Source organism: Halopseudomonas maritima, assembly GCF_021545785.1.
In the GTDB taxonomy this organism is placed as follows: domain Bacteria; phylum Pseudomonadota; class Gammaproteobacteria; order Pseudomonadales; family Pseudomonadaceae; genus Halopseudomonas; species Halopseudomonas maritima.
The window spans coordinates 189052-203421 of the sequence record NZ_CP079801.1 but is presented as its reverse complement, the minus strand read 5'-3'; the positions used below and the strand labels follow the sequence as shown (position 1 = coordinate 203421).

The following is a 14370-nucleotide window of genomic DNA, read 5'->3' as shown; positions in this document are numbered from 1 at the left end:
AGCTCAGGCGCCCCGGCTGATCAGCCGCATGGGGCTCTGGCGCACTACTGCACGGGTACCCCAAACGCCGGCGCAGCCAATTAATAGCGCAGCCACCAGTGGTGTGAGCAGCCAGAACAGCAGGTGGGGTGCCCAATCCAGCTCAAGGGCAAAGCGGTAGAGCGTCCAGGTAGCCAGCTCGGCTGCCACCACCGCCATGACACCGGCCAGCAGCCCCAGCAGCAAAAACTCCAGCCAGGTGGCGCGGCGCAGCAGCGCCCGTTCAGCACCCAGAGTACGCAGCAGTGCACCTTGGTAAAGGCGCTGATCCAGCGTTGCCTGCAGCGCGGCAAACAGCACAGCCAAGCCGGCCAGCAGGACAAAGACCAGCACATACTCGACCGCCAGGGTGACCTGCTTGAGGATGCCGCGAATCTGCTCCAGGACCGGCTCCACCTCAAGCAATGTCATCGCCGGAAACTGACGGGTCAGCCCGCGCAGCGAAGTACGCTCGCTGCTGGGCAGATGGAAGCTGGTGAGCAGGGTGGCGGGTAGACCATCCAGCACGCCGGGGGCGAACACCATGTAGAAGTTGGGCGTAAAGTTGTCCCACTCGACCTGGCGAATACTGGTGATGGTGGCGCTTAGGGCTTGGCCCTCGATGACAAAACCCAGCTCATCGCCCAGGCCAACGCCTAGACTCTCCGCCAGCTCGGATTCGATCGAGACGGCGTTATCAGGCGTGCTGTCGCCCCACCACTGGCCGGCGGTCAGCTGGTTGTCGGGCGGCAGCGTGGCAGACCAGGTCAGGCTGAGGTCGCGGTTGATGGCGCGGGTGCCGCGGTCCTGTTCACGACCCTGGCCGTCAGCCTCAGTTTCCTTGCTTACCTCCTGGCGCACCGGCTCACCGTTGATGCTGACCAGCCGCCCCGGCGTAACTGGGTAGAGGGGCGCGCTGCGCGCACCTATCTGCTCCAGCTGCTCGGCAAAGGCCTGCTGCTCACTGGGCAGGATATTCAGTGCAAAGTGGTTGGGGGCATCGGCCGGTAGTTGGTCTTGCCAGTCGCTGAGCAATTCCGTGCGCAGAATCAGCACTACCAGCATGCTCATGAAGATCAGGCCGAAGGCGAGAATCTGCGTTGCCGCCGCTGCCGGGCGTTTCAGCAGCTCGCCACTGCCCAGGCGCCAGGCCAGGCTGAGGTTGTGCAGTTTGCCGGCAACGCTGCGCAGCAGCAGCCAGGCCAGCAGGCCCAATATCAACGCCGCCGCCGCGCCGCCGAAGATTATCGCCAGGGTGATTTGCAGGTCACCGGTAAACTGCCACATCAACAGGCTGAGTACTGCCAGCGCCAGGCCATAGATCAGCCAACTGCTGCTGGGCATGGGCGCCAGGTCACGGCGCAAGACGCGCAGCGGGGCAACCTGGCCGAGGCGCAGCAGTGGCGGCAGGGCAAAGCCGAGCAGCGCACACAGGCCCGTTGCGCCGCCCACCAGCAAGGGCGTCAGCCCGGGCTCGGGCAGGCTGCTGGGCAGCAGCTCGCGCAGTAGCCGCAGCAGTCCCCACTGGGCCAGCCAGCCGAATGCCAGACCCAGCAGGGTGGCGAGCGCACCAAGGTACAGTAGCTGTAGCAGGAACAGTCGCATCACCTGCCGGCGTGACAGCCCGAGACAGCGCAGCATGGCGCTGGTATCGAAATGACGCAGGGCAAAGCGGCCCGCGGACAGGGCCACGGCAACGCCCGCCAGCACCACCGCTGCGATACTGGCCAAGCCAAGGAATTGATCCGCTCGCCCTAGCGCGCGGCCCACCTGACGGTTGCCGTCCTTGACCGAGGTGATCCGCTGGTTGGGCTCCAGGCGCTCCTCCAGCCACTGCTGATAGGCGCTCAGCTGCTCATCGCTACCAGACAGCAACAGGCGATAACGCACGCGGCTGCCGGGCTGTACGATGCCGGTGGCCTCCAGGTCCTGCAGGTTCATCAGCACGCGCGGCGTCAGGCTGTAAAAGTCGCCGGCGCGGTCCGGTTCATGGGTTAGTAGCGCGCTGATGGTCAGGCTGGCGTAACCCACCTCCAGCGCATCACCCACCTCCAGTTCCAGCTGGGTCAGCAGGCGCGGCTCGATCCACAGCTCGCCGGCTGCCGGGCCGGTGCTGACCGGTTGCTCGGCTGCAAAAGGTTGCTCGGCAATGCGCATCTGGCCGCGTAACGGATAGGCTGCATCCGCCGCCTTGACGCTGGACAGCTGCATGGCTGCATCGCTGGCCATGACACTGTTGAAGCCAACCTGTTGGCTGATCTGCAGCCCCTGGCTCTGGGCCTCTTCGGCATAGAGGGTCGGCAGCGGGCTGCCGGAGGAGATCACCAGGTCGGCGCCGAGAAACTCGGCGGCCTGACCGGTCATGCTGCGTTCAAGCCGCTCGGTAAAAAAACTGATCGCGGTGCTGATGGTGACCGCAATCAGTAATGCGCCGAGCAGGACGCGCAACTCCCCCGCGCGCCATTCCCGACGCAACAGGCGCCAGGCGAGGCTGGCCAGCGGCGCGCTGTTCATACAGCCTGCTCCGCCTGCAGTTGGCCTGCCTGCATGTGCAGGGCGCGCTCGCAGCGGGTCGCCAGGCGTTCGTCGTGGGTGACCAGAATCAGTGTGGTGCCGTGTTCGCGGTTCAGGTCAAACAGCAGGTCGGTGATCTTCTGGCCGGTGGCGGCGTCCAGGTTGCCGGTCGGCTCGTCGGCAAACAGAATGGCGGGCTCGCTGGCAAAGGCGCGGGCAATGGCAACCCGCTGCTGCTCGCCGCCAGACAGTTGCTGCGGATAATGGCTGATACGCGCCTTGAGGCCGACGCGCTCCAGCAGCTCGGTGGCGTGCTGGCGGGCATCTCGGCGGCCGGCCAGCTCCAACGGCAGCATCACGTTTTCGACCGCGTTCAGGCTGTCCAGGAGCTGGAAGGACTGAAACACAAAACCCACTTCCAGACCGCGCAGGGCGGCGCGTTGGTCTTCATCCAGGGTGGTGAGCGACTGGCCGGCCAGCAGCACCTCGCCACTGCTGGGCAGGTCCAGACCGGCGAGCAGGCTGAGCAGAGTGGATTTGCCCGACCCAGAGGCGCCGACGATGGCAACGCTGCTGCCGCGCTGGATGCTCAGGTTTACGTCCTTGAGGATCTGCAGTGGCGCTTCCGAGGTGGTGACGACTTTGTTAAGGTGGCGGGCAATTACGACTGCGTCTGACATGGTAACGGGCCTGATGAACGTCTTGAGAAACTGGCTGGGAGGGCTGTTGCTGTGTTTGCTCTCTCTTCCCGCAGCAGCACAGGGGATTTTGATCCTCGGTGATAGTATCAGCGCCGCTTTCGGTCTGGAAATTAGTGACGGCTGGGTAAGCCTGTTGCAGGGCCGTTTGCAGGCTCAAAACAGCTCCGTGCAGGTGCATAATGCCTCGGTTAGTGGCGACACCACCGCCGGTGGGTTGGCACGCCTGCCGACGCTGCTGACGCGGCATGAGCCGGATCTGGTGGTTATTGAATTGGGTGGTAACGACGGTTTGCGGGGCCTGCCCACGGACAAAATGCAACAGAATCTTGCGGCCATGGTCGAACAGTCGCGCCAGGCCGGCGCCGATGTGGCCATCCTGGGGATGCGGATACCACCCAACTACGGTGTGCGCTACACCTCGGCATTTGAGCAGGTGTTCCGGGATGTTGCCGAGCAGCAGCAGGTTGCGCTGGTACCCTTTGTACTGGAGGGCGTTGCGGGGCAGCCAGCGCTTATGCAAGGTGATGGTATTCACCCCAACGTGCAGGGCCAGCCCGGGATATTGGAGAACGCCTGGCCGCTGATCGAAGCCTGGCTAGCGCGTCAGCCAGCGGTGGGTGAGGGCGAAGATTGAACCTGTCCTGGATGGCCAGACGCTGGTGTCTGGTAGAGCAGGATGAGCAGTTGGATCTCTTTGTCGAAGACTTCCGGCACGTTCATCTGGTAGATATCAACCTGCGGCTGGATGTGCCGCGCGAGCGCACGCTGTGCGGCGACCTCTTGCCCTCGTTGCCTGTCTACAGGGAGTTGACCCGGGCCGATGCGCGCACGCTGTGTCCGGCCTGTGTGAACCACGCAGAACAGACAAAGGGCGGCGCGCGACGCAGTAGCGGCGGGCGTTCGCGCCCGGCGACAGCGCAGATGCAGCAGTTTGACTTGAACATGACGGTGAGCGGGAGCTGATACTGATGTGGATGATGCGTCCAGGACTGAAAAAAGGGCTGCTTGCCGGTCTGCTGGCAAGTTTGGCGACATCGGTGCTGGCTAACGACTACCCGTTGCTTGCGCCCGAGCAGGATATGATCGGTGAGGTTGAGCGTTACCAGGCTTCCTACGAGGATACCTTTGCCGACCTGGGCAGTGTGCGCGGCTTTGGCTACCTGGAAATGACTGCGGCTAACCCTGGCATTGACCCCTGGTTGCCGGGAGCGGGCGCAGAAATTGTGCTGCCGGGGGAACACGTGCTGCCCCAGGGCGTACGAGAGGGGGTGGTGATCAACCTGCCCGAGTTTCGCCTGTACTACTACCACAAGGGGGGCGAGCTGGTGTCCAGCTATCCGGTAGGTATCGGCCGTGAGGGCTGGTCATCGCCGATTGGCGAGACACGCATCCTGCGCAAGCAGGCCAACCCGTCGTGGTATCCGCCCAAGTCCATTCTGGAAGAGCACGCAGCCAACGGCGACCCGTTGCCCTCGGTTGTGCCGCCGGGTCCGGATAACCCGATGGGGCCATTCAAGATGAACCTGGCGCTTAGCGGATACGTGATCCACGGCACCAACAAGAAGTTTGGTATCGGCATGCGGGTAAGTCATGGCTGTTTCCGCATGCGTAACGAGGATATCACCGAGCTGTTTCCGCAAGTGCCGGTTGGCACGCCGGTGACGATCGTCAACCAGCCCTACAAGTTGGGTGTCAAGGACGGTCTGCTGTATCTGGAGGTGCACACGGCGCTGGATGAGCACGGCATGCCGTCAACGCTGGACAAGCAGGCAGCAATTCAGCGTCTGCTGGCGGAGCAGCAGGAGAAGGTGCAGGGCTTCAGGCTGGACTGGAAGGCTATCAGGGATCTGGTGTATGCCGAGAGCGGCATTCCCGGGGTGATTGGACAGCCGATCCGGGCCATGTGATCCGGATCGGCTGCAGGCAGCCATCTTACTTCTGGCTGGCCTTTTCGAGCATGCGCAGGGCGCGCTCGTTGGCTTCGTCAGCAGTCTGCTGGGCGCGTTGAGCGGCAGCCAGAGCTTCATCAGCCTTGCGGTATGCTTCATCTGCACGGGCCTGGGCGCTGGCGGTCGCGTTTTCGTTGGCGGCAACGCGAGCGCTCAGTTCCTTTTCCATGCTGTTGCTGCAACCAGCGGCAACCAGGGCTGCCAGTGCTACGGCGGATACTTTCAGTGCAGTCTTCATAACTTTCCCCTTATGTAAAAGTTCCATGCTTCAAGAACGCACAGCAGAAGACCCGGGAAGGTCGTATGAGTTCCCAAGATGCTCTGCTGTACGTTCCCGACAGCGAGGTAATAGTAGCAGTTGAGTGAACGCTTGGAAGTGGCGGTGCGCTAATTCTGTTACTAATCAACAACAATAAAGGGCTCTGATTGGGCTGCTCAGGGCTTTGTGCTGATTCTGTGCTGGGGTAATGTACCTGCGCTGTTCATCACAAGGATAAAAACAATGCTCGGAAACCTCGGTCTGATCGCCGGTGTGGCGCTGCTTATCTATCTGGCGCTGCGAGGGATCAACATTTTCATTGCCTCTCTGGTCTGCTCCCTGGTGGTTGCCCTGACCAACGGCATGCTTATCTCGCAAACCTTCCTCGAGTTCTTCCCCTTCGGTCCGCTGGGTGCATTCACCTTTGCTGGCAAATTCTTTCTGCTGTTCTTGTGTGGTGCGATCTTCGGTAAGGTCATGGCGACCAGTCAGGCGGCCAAGAGTATCGCGCTGTCGATTACCCGCGCCCTGGGCGTGCGCCACACACTACTGGTTGGCATGGTGGTCTGTGCGCTGCTGACCTATGGCGGTGTTGTGGTGTTCGTAGTGGTGTTCACCATGTATCCGCTGGGCATCACACTGATGCGCGAAGCCAACCTTCCCAAGCGTTTGTGGGCCGCCGCTACCTCGGTTGGCGCAGGCACATTCACCATGACGGCGCTGCCGGGTACCCCGTCCATTCATAACGTGATCTCCGCCAGTTCGCTTGGCACAGACCTGTTCGCCGGAGGCTGGATCGGTATCTTCGCGGCATTGCTCATGGCCGGACTGGGCATGTGGTACGTAGAAAACCAGTGGAAACGCGCCCAAGCGTGTGGCGAAGGCTTTGTGGAGAACGCTCAGGATCGTCGCATGGAGCAGCTGATTGGCGATCCGAACGATGCACCGGTCTGGTGGATGGCGCTGATCCCGATGGTTGTGGTGTTGGGTTCGATCATGCTGCCGCGAGCACTATTGGGTATGGGTGACTGGTCAGAGAGCGATGGCGCGATGGCCCGCGTGCTGATGTTCAGCGCGGCCCAACCGATCATCTGGCCGAGCATTTCGCTGATTCTGGGGTCGCTGACCTGCGTGCTGCTGTTCCCGAATCTGCGTCGTACCGCAGCTCAGGCCTTTGGGCAGGGCGCTGATGACTCCATTATGCCGTTGCTTAATACCGCTGCCGTTATCGGTTTTGGCGGTGTGGTGAGCCAAACGGTTGGCTTCGGCCAGTTTGCCAACTGGATCCTCAACGTCGACCTGCCACCGTTGCTGTCGGTGTTTGCCTCGGTCAGCGTGGTGTCGGCGATTGTCGGCTCTTCCTCGGGTGGCCTGCAGATCTTCATGCAGTCGCTGGGTCCGCATTACATCGAGATGGGTGTTGATCCGGAAATTCTGCATCGTATCGCGGCGATTGCTTCCGGCGGTCTGGACTCGCTGCCGCACTGTGGCGCGGTGATTGCGACCTTCATGATCATGGGTATCACCCACAAGGAAGCCTATCGCGACATCTTTGTGGTGACCGTGGCCATTCCGATCATCGCCTGCCTTGCATCCATCGGTCTGCTGATGTCCCTGGGCATGGGTATGGTCTCCTGAGGCCTGCAGAGCGCGCGGCGTGAGGTGTGCGCCGCGTGCTCAAGTGCACAAAGTTTCACCAGATGGGGAACATTCTTGCTGAATAAGGTCTACAGTAGATAATTCCTCGCTTGGAGTTATAGCTGCCTGGGAGACTGACAATGACTATGAACGCCACCGTTCAGCACGATCAGGAAGGCAAGCAGTTCTATATCGCACTGGAAGGTGCACGCGCTTATCTCGCCTACATGGATCTGGGCAAGAAGACGCTGGATATTTACCGCACTTTTGTACCCAATGCCCTGCGTGGCAAGGGGTTAGCGGCCAAATTGACCGCCCACGCGCTGACCTTTGCCCGTGAGCACGGCTACACGGTCATTCCTTCCTGTTCTTACGTTGAGCGTTATATGGATCGCCACGCTGCACACGTTGAATAGCTTGCCGAAACCAACAAAAAACCCGCCGATCCGGCGGGTTTTTTGTTGGCTGCTGCTCAGCGTTGCATGCGTGGGCGACGCGGGAGTATTTCCTTGAGCTTGTCGCGCATGCTATGCACGCTTTGCTCGGTGGTCGCCCAGTCGATGCAGGCATCGGTGACAGAGACACCGTACTGCAACTGCGACAGGTCCTTGGGAATGGACTGGTTGCCCCAGCCGATATGGCTCTCGACCATCAGGCCGATGATGGAGTCGTTGCCTTCAAGGATCTGGTTGGCAACGTTGTCCATGACCAGCGGCTGCAGGCCCGGGTCCTTGTTGGAGTTGGCGTGGCTGCAGTCAACCATGATGTTGCTGGGAATGCCGGCCTTCTCCAGGTCCTTCTCGCACAGGGCGACGCTGACCGAGTCGTAGTTGGGCTTGCCGTTGCCGCCGCGCAGTACCACGTGGCCGTAGGGGTTGCCCTTGGTGGTGACGATCGATACCTGGCCTTGCTGGTTGATGCCCAGGAAGCGGTGTGGGCTGGAGACGGACTGCAGGGCGTTGATGGCAACGGACAGGCTGCCGTCGGTGCCATTCTTGAAGCCTACAGCGGACGACAGGCCGGAGGACATTTCACGGTGGGTCTGGGACTCGGTGGTGCGTGCACCAATGGCCGACCACGAGATCAGATCCTGCAGGTATTGTGGCGAGATCGGGTCCAGCGCTTCGGTCGCAGTAGGCAGGCCCATTTCCGACAGGTCGCGCAGCAGCTGGCGGCCAATGTGCAGACCATCCTGAATCTTGAAGGAGTCATCCAGGTAGGGGTCGTTAATCAGGCCTTTCCAGCCCACGGTGGTGCGCGGCTTCTCGAAGTACACGCGCATCACCAGATACAGGGTGTCGCTGACCTCGGCGGCGAGCTTCTTCAGACGCGCGGCGTAGTCCTTGGCGGCCTCGATATCGTGGATAGAGCAGGGGCCGATGACAATGAACAGGCGGTGGTCCTTGCCGTCGAGGATGTCACGAATCACCTGGCGGCTTTCCACCACGGTAGCCTGGGCAGCCTCACTGAGCGGAATCTTGGCTTTCAGCTGCTCGGGGGTGATCAGGATCTCGTTGGAGGTAATGTTCAGGTCATCAATAGGTAAATCGGCCATCAGTCTTCCCGGAAGTGGTACCGGCCGCGTAGTGCGGCACTATTTTGAGTGCGTCACAGCTTAATCAAGGTTGGCCGCTTAGGCTACCCCGCAGGCCGCTATCGCCCTGAAAAACAAAATTAATCGGCGCCCGAATGTGCAGCAGTGGCCTGATTTTGTCGTGTTGTTGACTGTCGTGCAGCAGGTGGGCGGATTACCATGGCCGGATACCAATAACACATCATCCAAATGAGGGTTGTATGAGTCAGAGTAATCTGAAGATCGGGATCATTGGCACCGGCGCTATCGGTGGTTTTTACGGCGCGATGCTGGCCAATGGCGGTAATGACGTGCACTTCCTGCTGCGTAGCGAATACGAAGTGGTAAAAGAGAAGGGCATTACCATCGACAGTCTGGTCAACCCCACACTGCACGTGCATCCGGTTCAGGCGTACAAGGATGCCGCAGACATGCCCAAGTGCGACTGGATTTTCGTAGGCGCAAAATCCACCGCCGGCAATCTGGGCGACATTATTGCCAAGGCAGGCAAGTCCGATGCCAAGGTCGTATTGCTGCAGAATGGCCTGAACAATGAAGATCACCTGCGCCCCTTCCTGCCTGACAGCATGCACCTGATCGGCGGCCTGTGTTACGTCTGCCTGTTCCGCGAAGGTCCGGGTGTGGTCAAGCACCAGTCCAACGGAATGATTGATCTGGGCTATCACTCTGGCCCGGCGGCGACCAAGGACGAGCAGCAGGCGCTGCTGGAAGAGGGCGTGGCATTGCTCACCTCGGGCGATATCCCGACCCGTCTGCTGCCTGGTGTAGATGAGGCGCGCTGGCAGAAGCTGATCTGGAATGCGCCCTTCAATGGCATCTCTGTAGTGCTCAACGCCGGTACTCAGGAACTGGTCAACAACCCCGCCAGCCGTAAGCTGATCACCGAAATGATGGAAGAAGTGATTGCTGCTGCCCGTGCGCGTGGCGTCGGCATCCCTGATGGTGTGATCGACTACATGTTCAAGGGTACTGAAGCCATGCCGGACTACCATCCGAGCATGTACCATGACTGGCTGCACAAGCGCCCGATGGAGCTGGACGCTCTCTATGGTGAGCTGCTGCGTCTGGGCGCAGAGGCCGGTTGCAGCCTACCGAAAATCGAGGCAATGTTGGATCAGCTGACATTTCTTCAGGCCCGCTACCTGACTAACGAATAGGGACGTTCCATGCCCAGCCTGCTCGGAGACAAACTGGTCATTGCCATCTCGTCCAGAGCGCTGTTTGATCTGGACGAAAGCCATCAGGTTTTCGAGCAGCAGGGGCTGGAAGCCTACCGGCAGTATCAGATCGCCCGTGAGGATATTCCGCTGGACCCGGGCGAAGCCTTTGCGCTGGTGCAAAAGCTGCTGCGCATCAACAATCTGCTCGAAGGCGATAGCCGCGTCGAGGTTGTGCTGATCTCGCGTAACAGCGCGGACACCGGCTTGCGGGTATTCAATTCCATTCAGCACTATGGCCTTGGCATCACCCGCGCGGCGTTTGCTGGCGGCCGTAGTCCCTTTACCTACATTCCGGCCTTTGGTTGTCAGCTGTTTCTCTCGACGCACGCTGAAGATGTGCGCGCGACGCTGGAGGCCGGTTTTGCTGCGGCAACCATTCTGCCAGCCAAGCGCCGTCCAGAGCAGCGCGATGAGCTGCGTATTGCCTTTGATGGGGATGCGGTGCTTTTCTCCGATGAGTCGGAGCAGGTGTTTCAGCGCGACGGGCTGGCCGCTTTCCAGGCCAGTGAACAGGCCGCCGCACGCGACCCCCTCGGCGGTGGTCCGTTCAAACCGTTTCTTGCCGCGCTCAATCGAATTCAGACCGAATTTGCCGGCGAACAGTGCCCGATTCGCACGGCGCTGTTCACCGCCCGCAGTGCTCCGGCCCATGAGCGGGTGATCCGCACCTTGCGCGAGTGGGATATTCGACTGGACGAGTCGCTGTTTCTCGGCGGGCTGGACAAGTCGCAGTTTCTCCAGGCCTTTGGTGCCGACCTGTTTTTTGATGATCAGGAAGGCCACTGTCAGCGCGCCGTGGGCGTGGTGCCTACCGGGCATGTGCCGCACGGGATCAGCAACCTCAAACCATCCTCTTCAGCTTGATGAGCGATTGGCTGTGTGAGACGCAGCACTAATTCGTTCCGTTGCTGGAATTTATGGACTAACCTAACTGTCAAAACAGGCGATCTGGTTATAAGCGCTTTCCGCGCTGCCGCGCCAGCCAAGCCGCACCGGGTTTGGATCGACAGAGGATGCATTCATGAAGCTGCAGCAGCTGCGCTATATCTGGGAAGTGGCCCACCATGACCTGAACGTGTCCGCCACCGCCCAGAGTCTCTATACCTCTCAGCCTGGCATCAGCAAGCAGATTCGCCTGCTTGAGGACGAGTTGGGCGTAGAGGTGTTTTCTCGCAGTGGCAAGCACCTGACCCGTATTACGCCAGCGGGCGAGCGTATTATCGCTACCGCTGGCGAGATACTGCGCAAGGTCGACAGCATCAAGCAGATTGCCCAAGAGTTCAGCAATGAGCGCAAGGGCACCTTGACGTTGGCAACAACGCACACCCAGGCGCGTTACGCGTTGCCACCGATCATTCAGAAGTTCATCCAGAGTTACCCGGAAGTGTCCCTGCATATGCATCAAGGGTCGCCGATGCAGATCTGCGAGATGACGGTTGATGGCACCGCCGATTTTGCCATCGCCACCGAAGCACTGGAGTTATTCTCCGACCTGGTGATGATGCCTTGTTATCGTTGGAATCGCTGCGTCATCGTGCCCAAAGGGCATCCCTTGACGCAGCTGCCAGAGTTGACGCTGGAGGCGTTGGCGGATTGGCCGCTGGTCACTTACGTGTTTGGTTTTACCGGCCGCTCCAAGCTCGACGATGCGTTCAATAATCGCGGATTGTCGCCCAAGGTGGTGTTTACCGCTGCCGACGCCGACGTGATCAAGACCTATGTGCGGTTGGGCCTGGGAGTCGGCATTGTCGCGCACATGGCGGTTGACCCGGTGGCTGACCCGGACCTGGTGGTCATTGACGCCAGCCGGCTGTTTGAATCGAGTGTGACCAAGATTGGCTTCCGCCGAGGCACCTTCCTGCGCGGCTATATGTACGAATTTATCGAAGCCTTTGCGCCTCACCTGACCCGCGATGTGATCGAGCAGGCGCTGCTGTGCGGTAATAAGGTGGAGCTGGAAGCTTTATTTGATGGGGTCGAGTTGCCGGTGCTCTAGCACCGGCCTCGGTCGGTAACAGGCCCTAACTGCGGGCAATCAGGTTGCTGGCGTGCAGGCCGCATTCCTTCTTGGTCGACTCCTCCCACCACCAGCGGCCTTCGCGCTCATGCTGGTTGGGCAGGACCGGACGGGTGCAGGGCTCGCAACCGATACTGATAAAGCCCTTCTCGTGCAGCGGGTTGTAGGGGATTTCCAGCATGCGGATGTAGTTCCAGACGTCCTCGCTGCTGTAGTTTGCCAGCGGGTTGAACTTCACCAGTGAGTGGTCGTCCGTCGAAAAGGCGGTGTCCAGCTGAATCACCGGCACGTCGGCACGGGTGGGGCTTTGATCCTTGCGCTGGCCGGTAATCCAGGCGTCGACTGTGCCGAGTTTGCGGCGCAGCGGGGCAATCTTGCGCACACCGCAGCAGCCGCCGTGACCGTTTTCATAGAAGTCGAACAGGCCGTTTTCACGGACGTAGGCTTCCAGTTGCTGGTGATCTGGAGACAGCACTTCAAGCTCAATGCCGTAGTGTTTGCGTACCTGCTCAAGGAAGCGGTAGGTCTCGGCGTGCAGGCGGCCGGTGTCCAGGGTGAACACCTTGATCTCGGGGTTGATTTTCCAGGCCATATCCAGAGCGACGATATCGTCGGCGCCACTGAATGACAGCCAGAGATTGTCGAACTGGCCCAGGGCAAGTTCGAGGATCTGCTGGGGCGACTTGTTGGCGTATTCGCTGGCCAACTGGTCGATGTCGAAATTACTCATTGCATCAGGCTCTCAATCCGGCGGTGGATCGGTGTGCCACCGTTTCTGGTTTACGCCGGCAGTCTAACAAAGGGCGTCTTAGTCCATCCTCTTTTATTTGGTTATATTTTTATGCCTTTTTGCCATGGTGGCGGGCGGTGGAAACCCGCTTCCCGTTGCGCGCGGGGGCGCTTGCCGGTAGATTGTGCGCCAGCCTCAACTATTGAAAATCAGGAGTGTCGCGTGGAAATTGCTTGCCTTGACCTGGAGGGCGTACTGGTCCCGGAAATCTGGATTGCCTTTGCCGAAAAGACCGGCATTGAGGAGCTCAAGGCGACCACCCGTGACATTCCCGATTACGACGTGCTGATGAAGCAACGTCTGTCTATTCTCGACAAGCACGGCCTCAAGCTGTCGGATATCCAAGAAGTCATCGCGACGCTGAAGCCGCTGGAAGGCGCTGTTGAGTTTGTCGATTGGCTGCGTGAGCGTTTTCAGGTCGTCATTCTGTCTGACACCTTCTATGAGTTCTCCCAGCCGCTGATGCGTCAGCTCGGTTTCCCAACGCTGCTGTGCCACCGCCTGATCACGGATGAGAACGACCGTGTTGTTGACTATCAGCTGCGCCAGAAAGACCCCAAGCGCCAGTCGGTCATCGCGCTGAAGAGTATCTACTACCGCATCATCGCGGCGGGTGACTCCTACAACGACACTACCATGCTGTCTGAAGCACATGCCGGTATTCTGTTCCATGCCCCGGACAATGTGATTCGCGAGTTTCCGCAATTCCCCGCAGTTCACACCTACGAAGACCTGAAGAAGGCCTTTATCGCCGCCTCCAATCGCGAGCTGGCGCTCTGATTTGACCCTCAGGCCGGCGGCAATACCGTCGGCCGATTACGCTTCAGCGGCAGCCACCAGCGTCGACTCGGTTGCCCGAAAACCTCCCGTAGCTGTTCCACACTGCCTTGACGTTGTGCCGGTTCGAAAGCCAGCGCAGTGCGCAGTGCTGGCCAACAGTGCGCTGGCAAGCCGGCGGGTTTTTGCAAGCTGGCGTACTGGTCCATGCGCATGGCCTGGCGTGCGGTCAGGCGGCTGAAGGGGTGATGCCCGCTGGCAAGCTCATACAGTACGCAACCAAGTGCGTAGAGATCGGTGGCCTTGCTAAGGTCGCCGCCATCCAGCAGTTCCAGCGCCGCGTAGCGGGGTGTCCAGGCGGCCAGCCGGCGGCGCGACAGTTTTGGGAGGCTGCTCAACAGTCCTTCATTAGCCTGGCCCAGACCGAAGTCAAACAACCTGACACCGCTGGCACAGAGCATCACGTTGGTCGGTTTGATGTCGCCGTGCAGCACGCCGCGCTGGTGAGCGTGCCGCAGGGCATCCAGCAGGGCCAGAGCCAAGGGTTGCAGCTCGGCCCAGGGCATGCCCTGCGGGTGCGAGGCCATGATCTGATCGAGCGTGGGACCATCCAGTAATTCCAGGGTAAGAAAGGCGCGCTGGCTTTCGGCGTCCACGTGAAAGCTGTGCGGGCGCACTATATGGCGGTGATGCAGGCGGCTGGTAAGGGCAAATTCACTGTACAGCAGGGCGTTGGCGTCGGGATGGCGGGCGAAGGTGTCGTTCAGGGTTTTCAGTGCGACCCAGGGCTCGGGGTCGCCAAACTGTTCACGTAGCAGGTCGCGGGCGCGATACACCGCGCCCATGCCGCCGACGCCAAGCAGGCGCTCGATCTGGTAGCGTTTGCCCATCAG

15 protein-coding genes are annotated in these 14370 nt (G+C 60.4%); 9 read left to right on the top strand and 6 right to left on the bottom strand.

Annotated features, from left to right (window positions below; translation table 11 throughout):
- Positions 1-3 precede the first annotated feature (3 nt).
- Both HV822_RS00950 and HV822_RS00945 read right to left on the bottom strand, forming a co-directional pair.
- Positions 4-2532 carry an ABC transporter permease gene (locus HV822_RS00950; RefSeq protein WP_238871808.1) on the bottom strand — a complete coding sequence of 843 codons (2529 nt, stop codon included), beginning with the start codon at positions 2530-2532 and terminating at the stop codon, positions 4-6.
- On the bottom strand, positions 2529-3212 hold the full coding sequence (locus tag HV822_RS00945; protein WP_238871807.1) for an ABC transporter ATP-binding protein: 684 nt from the start codon (positions 3210-3212) through the stop codon (positions 2529-2531). Before HV822_RS00945 ends, HV822_RS00950 begins: the two co-directional genes overlap by 4 nt.
- Before the next feature lie 22 nt (positions 3213-3234).
- On the opposite strand from HV822_RS00945, the gene HV822_RS00940 reads away from it, so the two are divergent.
- Genes HV822_RS00940 through HV822_RS00930 form a run of 3 tightly spaced genes read left to right on the top strand, consistent with a single transcriptional unit; the run spans position 3235 to position 5140 of the window.
- The gene (locus tag HV822_RS00940) at positions 3235-3867 is read left to right on the top strand and encodes an arylesterase (RefSeq protein ID WP_396265189.1); all 633 of its coding nucleotides are present in this window, start codon (positions 3235-3237) and stop codon (positions 3865-3867) included.
- A complete protein-coding gene (locus tag HV822_RS00935; RefSeq protein WP_238871805.1) occupies positions 3864-4196 on the top strand; it encodes a hypothetical protein in 333 nt (110 codons plus the stop codon). Before HV822_RS00940 ends, HV822_RS00935 begins: the two co-directional genes overlap by 4 nt.
- An 11-nt stretch (positions 4197-4207) precedes the next feature.
- Positions 4208-5140, top strand: a complete 933-nt coding sequence (locus HV822_RS00930) for a L,D-transpeptidase family protein (protein ID WP_396265187.1) — start codon at positions 4208-4210, stop codon at positions 5138-5140.
- Positions 5141-5165: 25 nt separating this feature from the next.
- Here the strand turns inward: HV822_RS00930 and HV822_RS00925 are convergent, their stop codons facing one another.
- Positions 5166-5420 carry an Lpp/OprI family alanine-zipper lipoprotein gene (locus HV822_RS00925; RefSeq protein ID WP_083724281.1) on the bottom strand — a complete coding sequence of 85 codons (255 nt, stop codon included), beginning with the start codon at positions 5418-5420 and terminating at the stop codon, positions 5166-5168.
- 264 nt (positions 5421-5684) lie between these two features.
- On the opposite strand from HV822_RS00925, the gene HV822_RS00920 reads away from it, so the two are divergent.
- Together HV822_RS00920 and HV822_RS00915 are read left to right on the top strand one after the other, a co-directional pair.
- On the top strand, positions 5685-7079 hold the full coding sequence (locus HV822_RS00920; RefSeq protein ID WP_238871803.1) for a GntP family permease: 1395 nt from the start codon (positions 5685-5687) through the stop codon (positions 7077-7079).
- Between the two features lie 140 nt (positions 7080-7219).
- Positions 7220-7495 carry a GNAT family N-acetyltransferase gene (locus HV822_RS00915; RefSeq protein ID WP_238871802.1) on the top strand — a complete coding sequence of 92 codons (276 nt, stop codon included), beginning with the start codon at positions 7220-7222 and terminating at the stop codon, positions 7493-7495.
- A gap of 56 nt (positions 7496-7551) precedes the next feature.
- Here the strand turns inward: HV822_RS00915 and HV822_RS00910 are convergent, their stop codons facing one another.
- Complete coding sequence (locus tag HV822_RS00910; protein WP_238871801.1) at positions 7552-8634, bottom strand: 3-deoxy-7-phosphoheptulonate synthase; 1083 nt, start codon at positions 8632-8634, stop codon at positions 7552-7554.
- Positions 8635-8873: 239 nt separating this feature from the next.
- Here HV822_RS00910 and HV822_RS00905 point away from each other — a divergent pair, with 239 nt between their 5' ends.
- The 3 genes from HV822_RS00905 to cysB all read left to right on the top strand — a co-directional run bounded on the left by HV822_RS00905 (position 8874) and on the right by cysB (position 11889).
- A complete protein-coding gene (locus HV822_RS00905; protein WP_238871800.1) occupies positions 8874-9830 on the top strand; it encodes a putative 2-dehydropantoate 2-reductase in 957 nt (318 codons plus the stop codon).
- Positions 9831-9839: 9 nt separating this feature from the next.
- Positions 9840-10757, top strand: a complete 918-nt coding sequence (locus HV822_RS00900) for a 5'-nucleotidase (protein ID WP_238871799.1) — start codon at positions 9840-9842, stop codon at positions 10755-10757.
- Positions 10758-10914: 157 nt separating this feature from the next.
- Positions 10915-11889, top strand: coding sequence for an HTH-type transcriptional regulator CysB (cysB, locus tag HV822_RS00895; RefSeq protein WP_238871798.1), 975 nt, complete (start codon positions 10915-10917; stop codon positions 11887-11889).
- Between the two features lie 25 nt (positions 11890-11914).
- Here cysB and HV822_RS00890 read toward each other — a convergent pair whose 3' ends face one another.
- A complete protein-coding gene (locus tag HV822_RS00890) occupies positions 11915-12640 on the bottom strand; it encodes a phosphoadenylyl-sulfate reductase (protein ID WP_238871797.1) in 726 nt (241 codons plus the stop codon).
- Between the two features lie 222 nt (positions 12641-12862).
- Here HV822_RS00890 and thrH point away from each other — a divergent pair, with 222 nt between their 5' ends.
- Positions 12863-13480 (top strand): bifunctional phosphoserine phosphatase/homoserine phosphotransferase ThrH, encoded by a 618-nt coding sequence (gene thrH, locus HV822_RS00885; protein WP_238871796.1) that lies wholly within the window; start codon positions 12863-12865, stop codon positions 13478-13480.
- Between the two features lie 8 nt (positions 13481-13488).
- On the opposite strand, the gene HV822_RS00880 is transcribed toward thrH, so the two are convergent.
- Complete coding sequence (locus HV822_RS00880; RefSeq protein ID WP_238873662.1) at positions 13489-14367, bottom strand: serine/threonine-protein kinase; 879 nt, start codon at positions 14365-14367, stop codon at positions 13489-13491.
- Positions 14368-14370 lie beyond the last annotated feature (3 nt).

Excerpts from the sequence above, each read along its gene's own strand:
- HV822_RS00880 (WP_238873662.1), bottom strand. The coding sequence starts at position 14,367 with ATGGGCAAACGCTACCAGATCGAGCGCCTGCTTGGCGTCGGCGGCATG.
- HV822_RS00890 (WP_238871797.1), bottom strand. The coding sequence starts at position 12,640 with ATGAGTAATTTCGACATCGACCAGTTGGCCAGCGAATACGCCAACAAG.
- HV822_RS00945 (WP_238871807.1), bottom strand. The coding sequence starts at position 3,212 with ATGTCAGACGCAGTCGTAATTGCCCGCCACCTTAACAAAGTCGTCACC.
- HV822_RS00950 (WP_238871808.1), bottom strand. The coding sequence starts at position 2,532 with ATGAACAGCGCGCCGCTGGCCAGCCTCGCCTGGCGCCTGTTGCGTCGG.
- HV822_RS00925 (WP_083724281.1), bottom strand. The coding sequence starts at position 5,420 with ATGAAGACTGCACTGAAAGTATCCGCCGTAGCACTGGCAGCCCTGGTT.
- HV822_RS00900 (WP_238871799.1), top strand. The coding sequence starts at position 9,840 with ATGCCCAGCCTGCTCGGAGACAAACTGGTCATTGCCATCTCGTCCAGA.
- HV822_RS00920 (WP_238871803.1), top strand. The coding sequence starts at position 5,685 with ATGCTCGGAAACCTCGGTCTGATCGCCGGTGTGGCGCTGCTTATCTAT.
- cysB (WP_238871798.1), top strand. The coding sequence starts at position 10,915 with ATGAAGCTGCAGCAGCTGCGCTATATCTGGGAAGTGGCCCACCATGAC.
- HV822_RS00910 (WP_238871801.1), bottom strand. The coding sequence starts at position 8,634 with ATGGCCGATTTACCTATTGATGACCTGAACATTACCTCCAACGAGATC.
- HV822_RS00930 (WP_396265187.1), top strand. The coding sequence starts at position 4,208 with ATGATGCGTCCAGGACTGAAAAAAGGGCTGCTTGCCGGTCTGCTGGCA.
- HV822_RS00905 (WP_238871800.1), top strand. The coding sequence starts at position 8,874 with ATGAGTCAGAGTAATCTGAAGATCGGGATCATTGGCACCGGCGCTATC.
- HV822_RS00915 (WP_238871802.1), top strand. The coding sequence starts at position 7,220 with ATGACTATGAACGCCACCGTTCAGCACGATCAGGAAGGCAAGCAGTTC.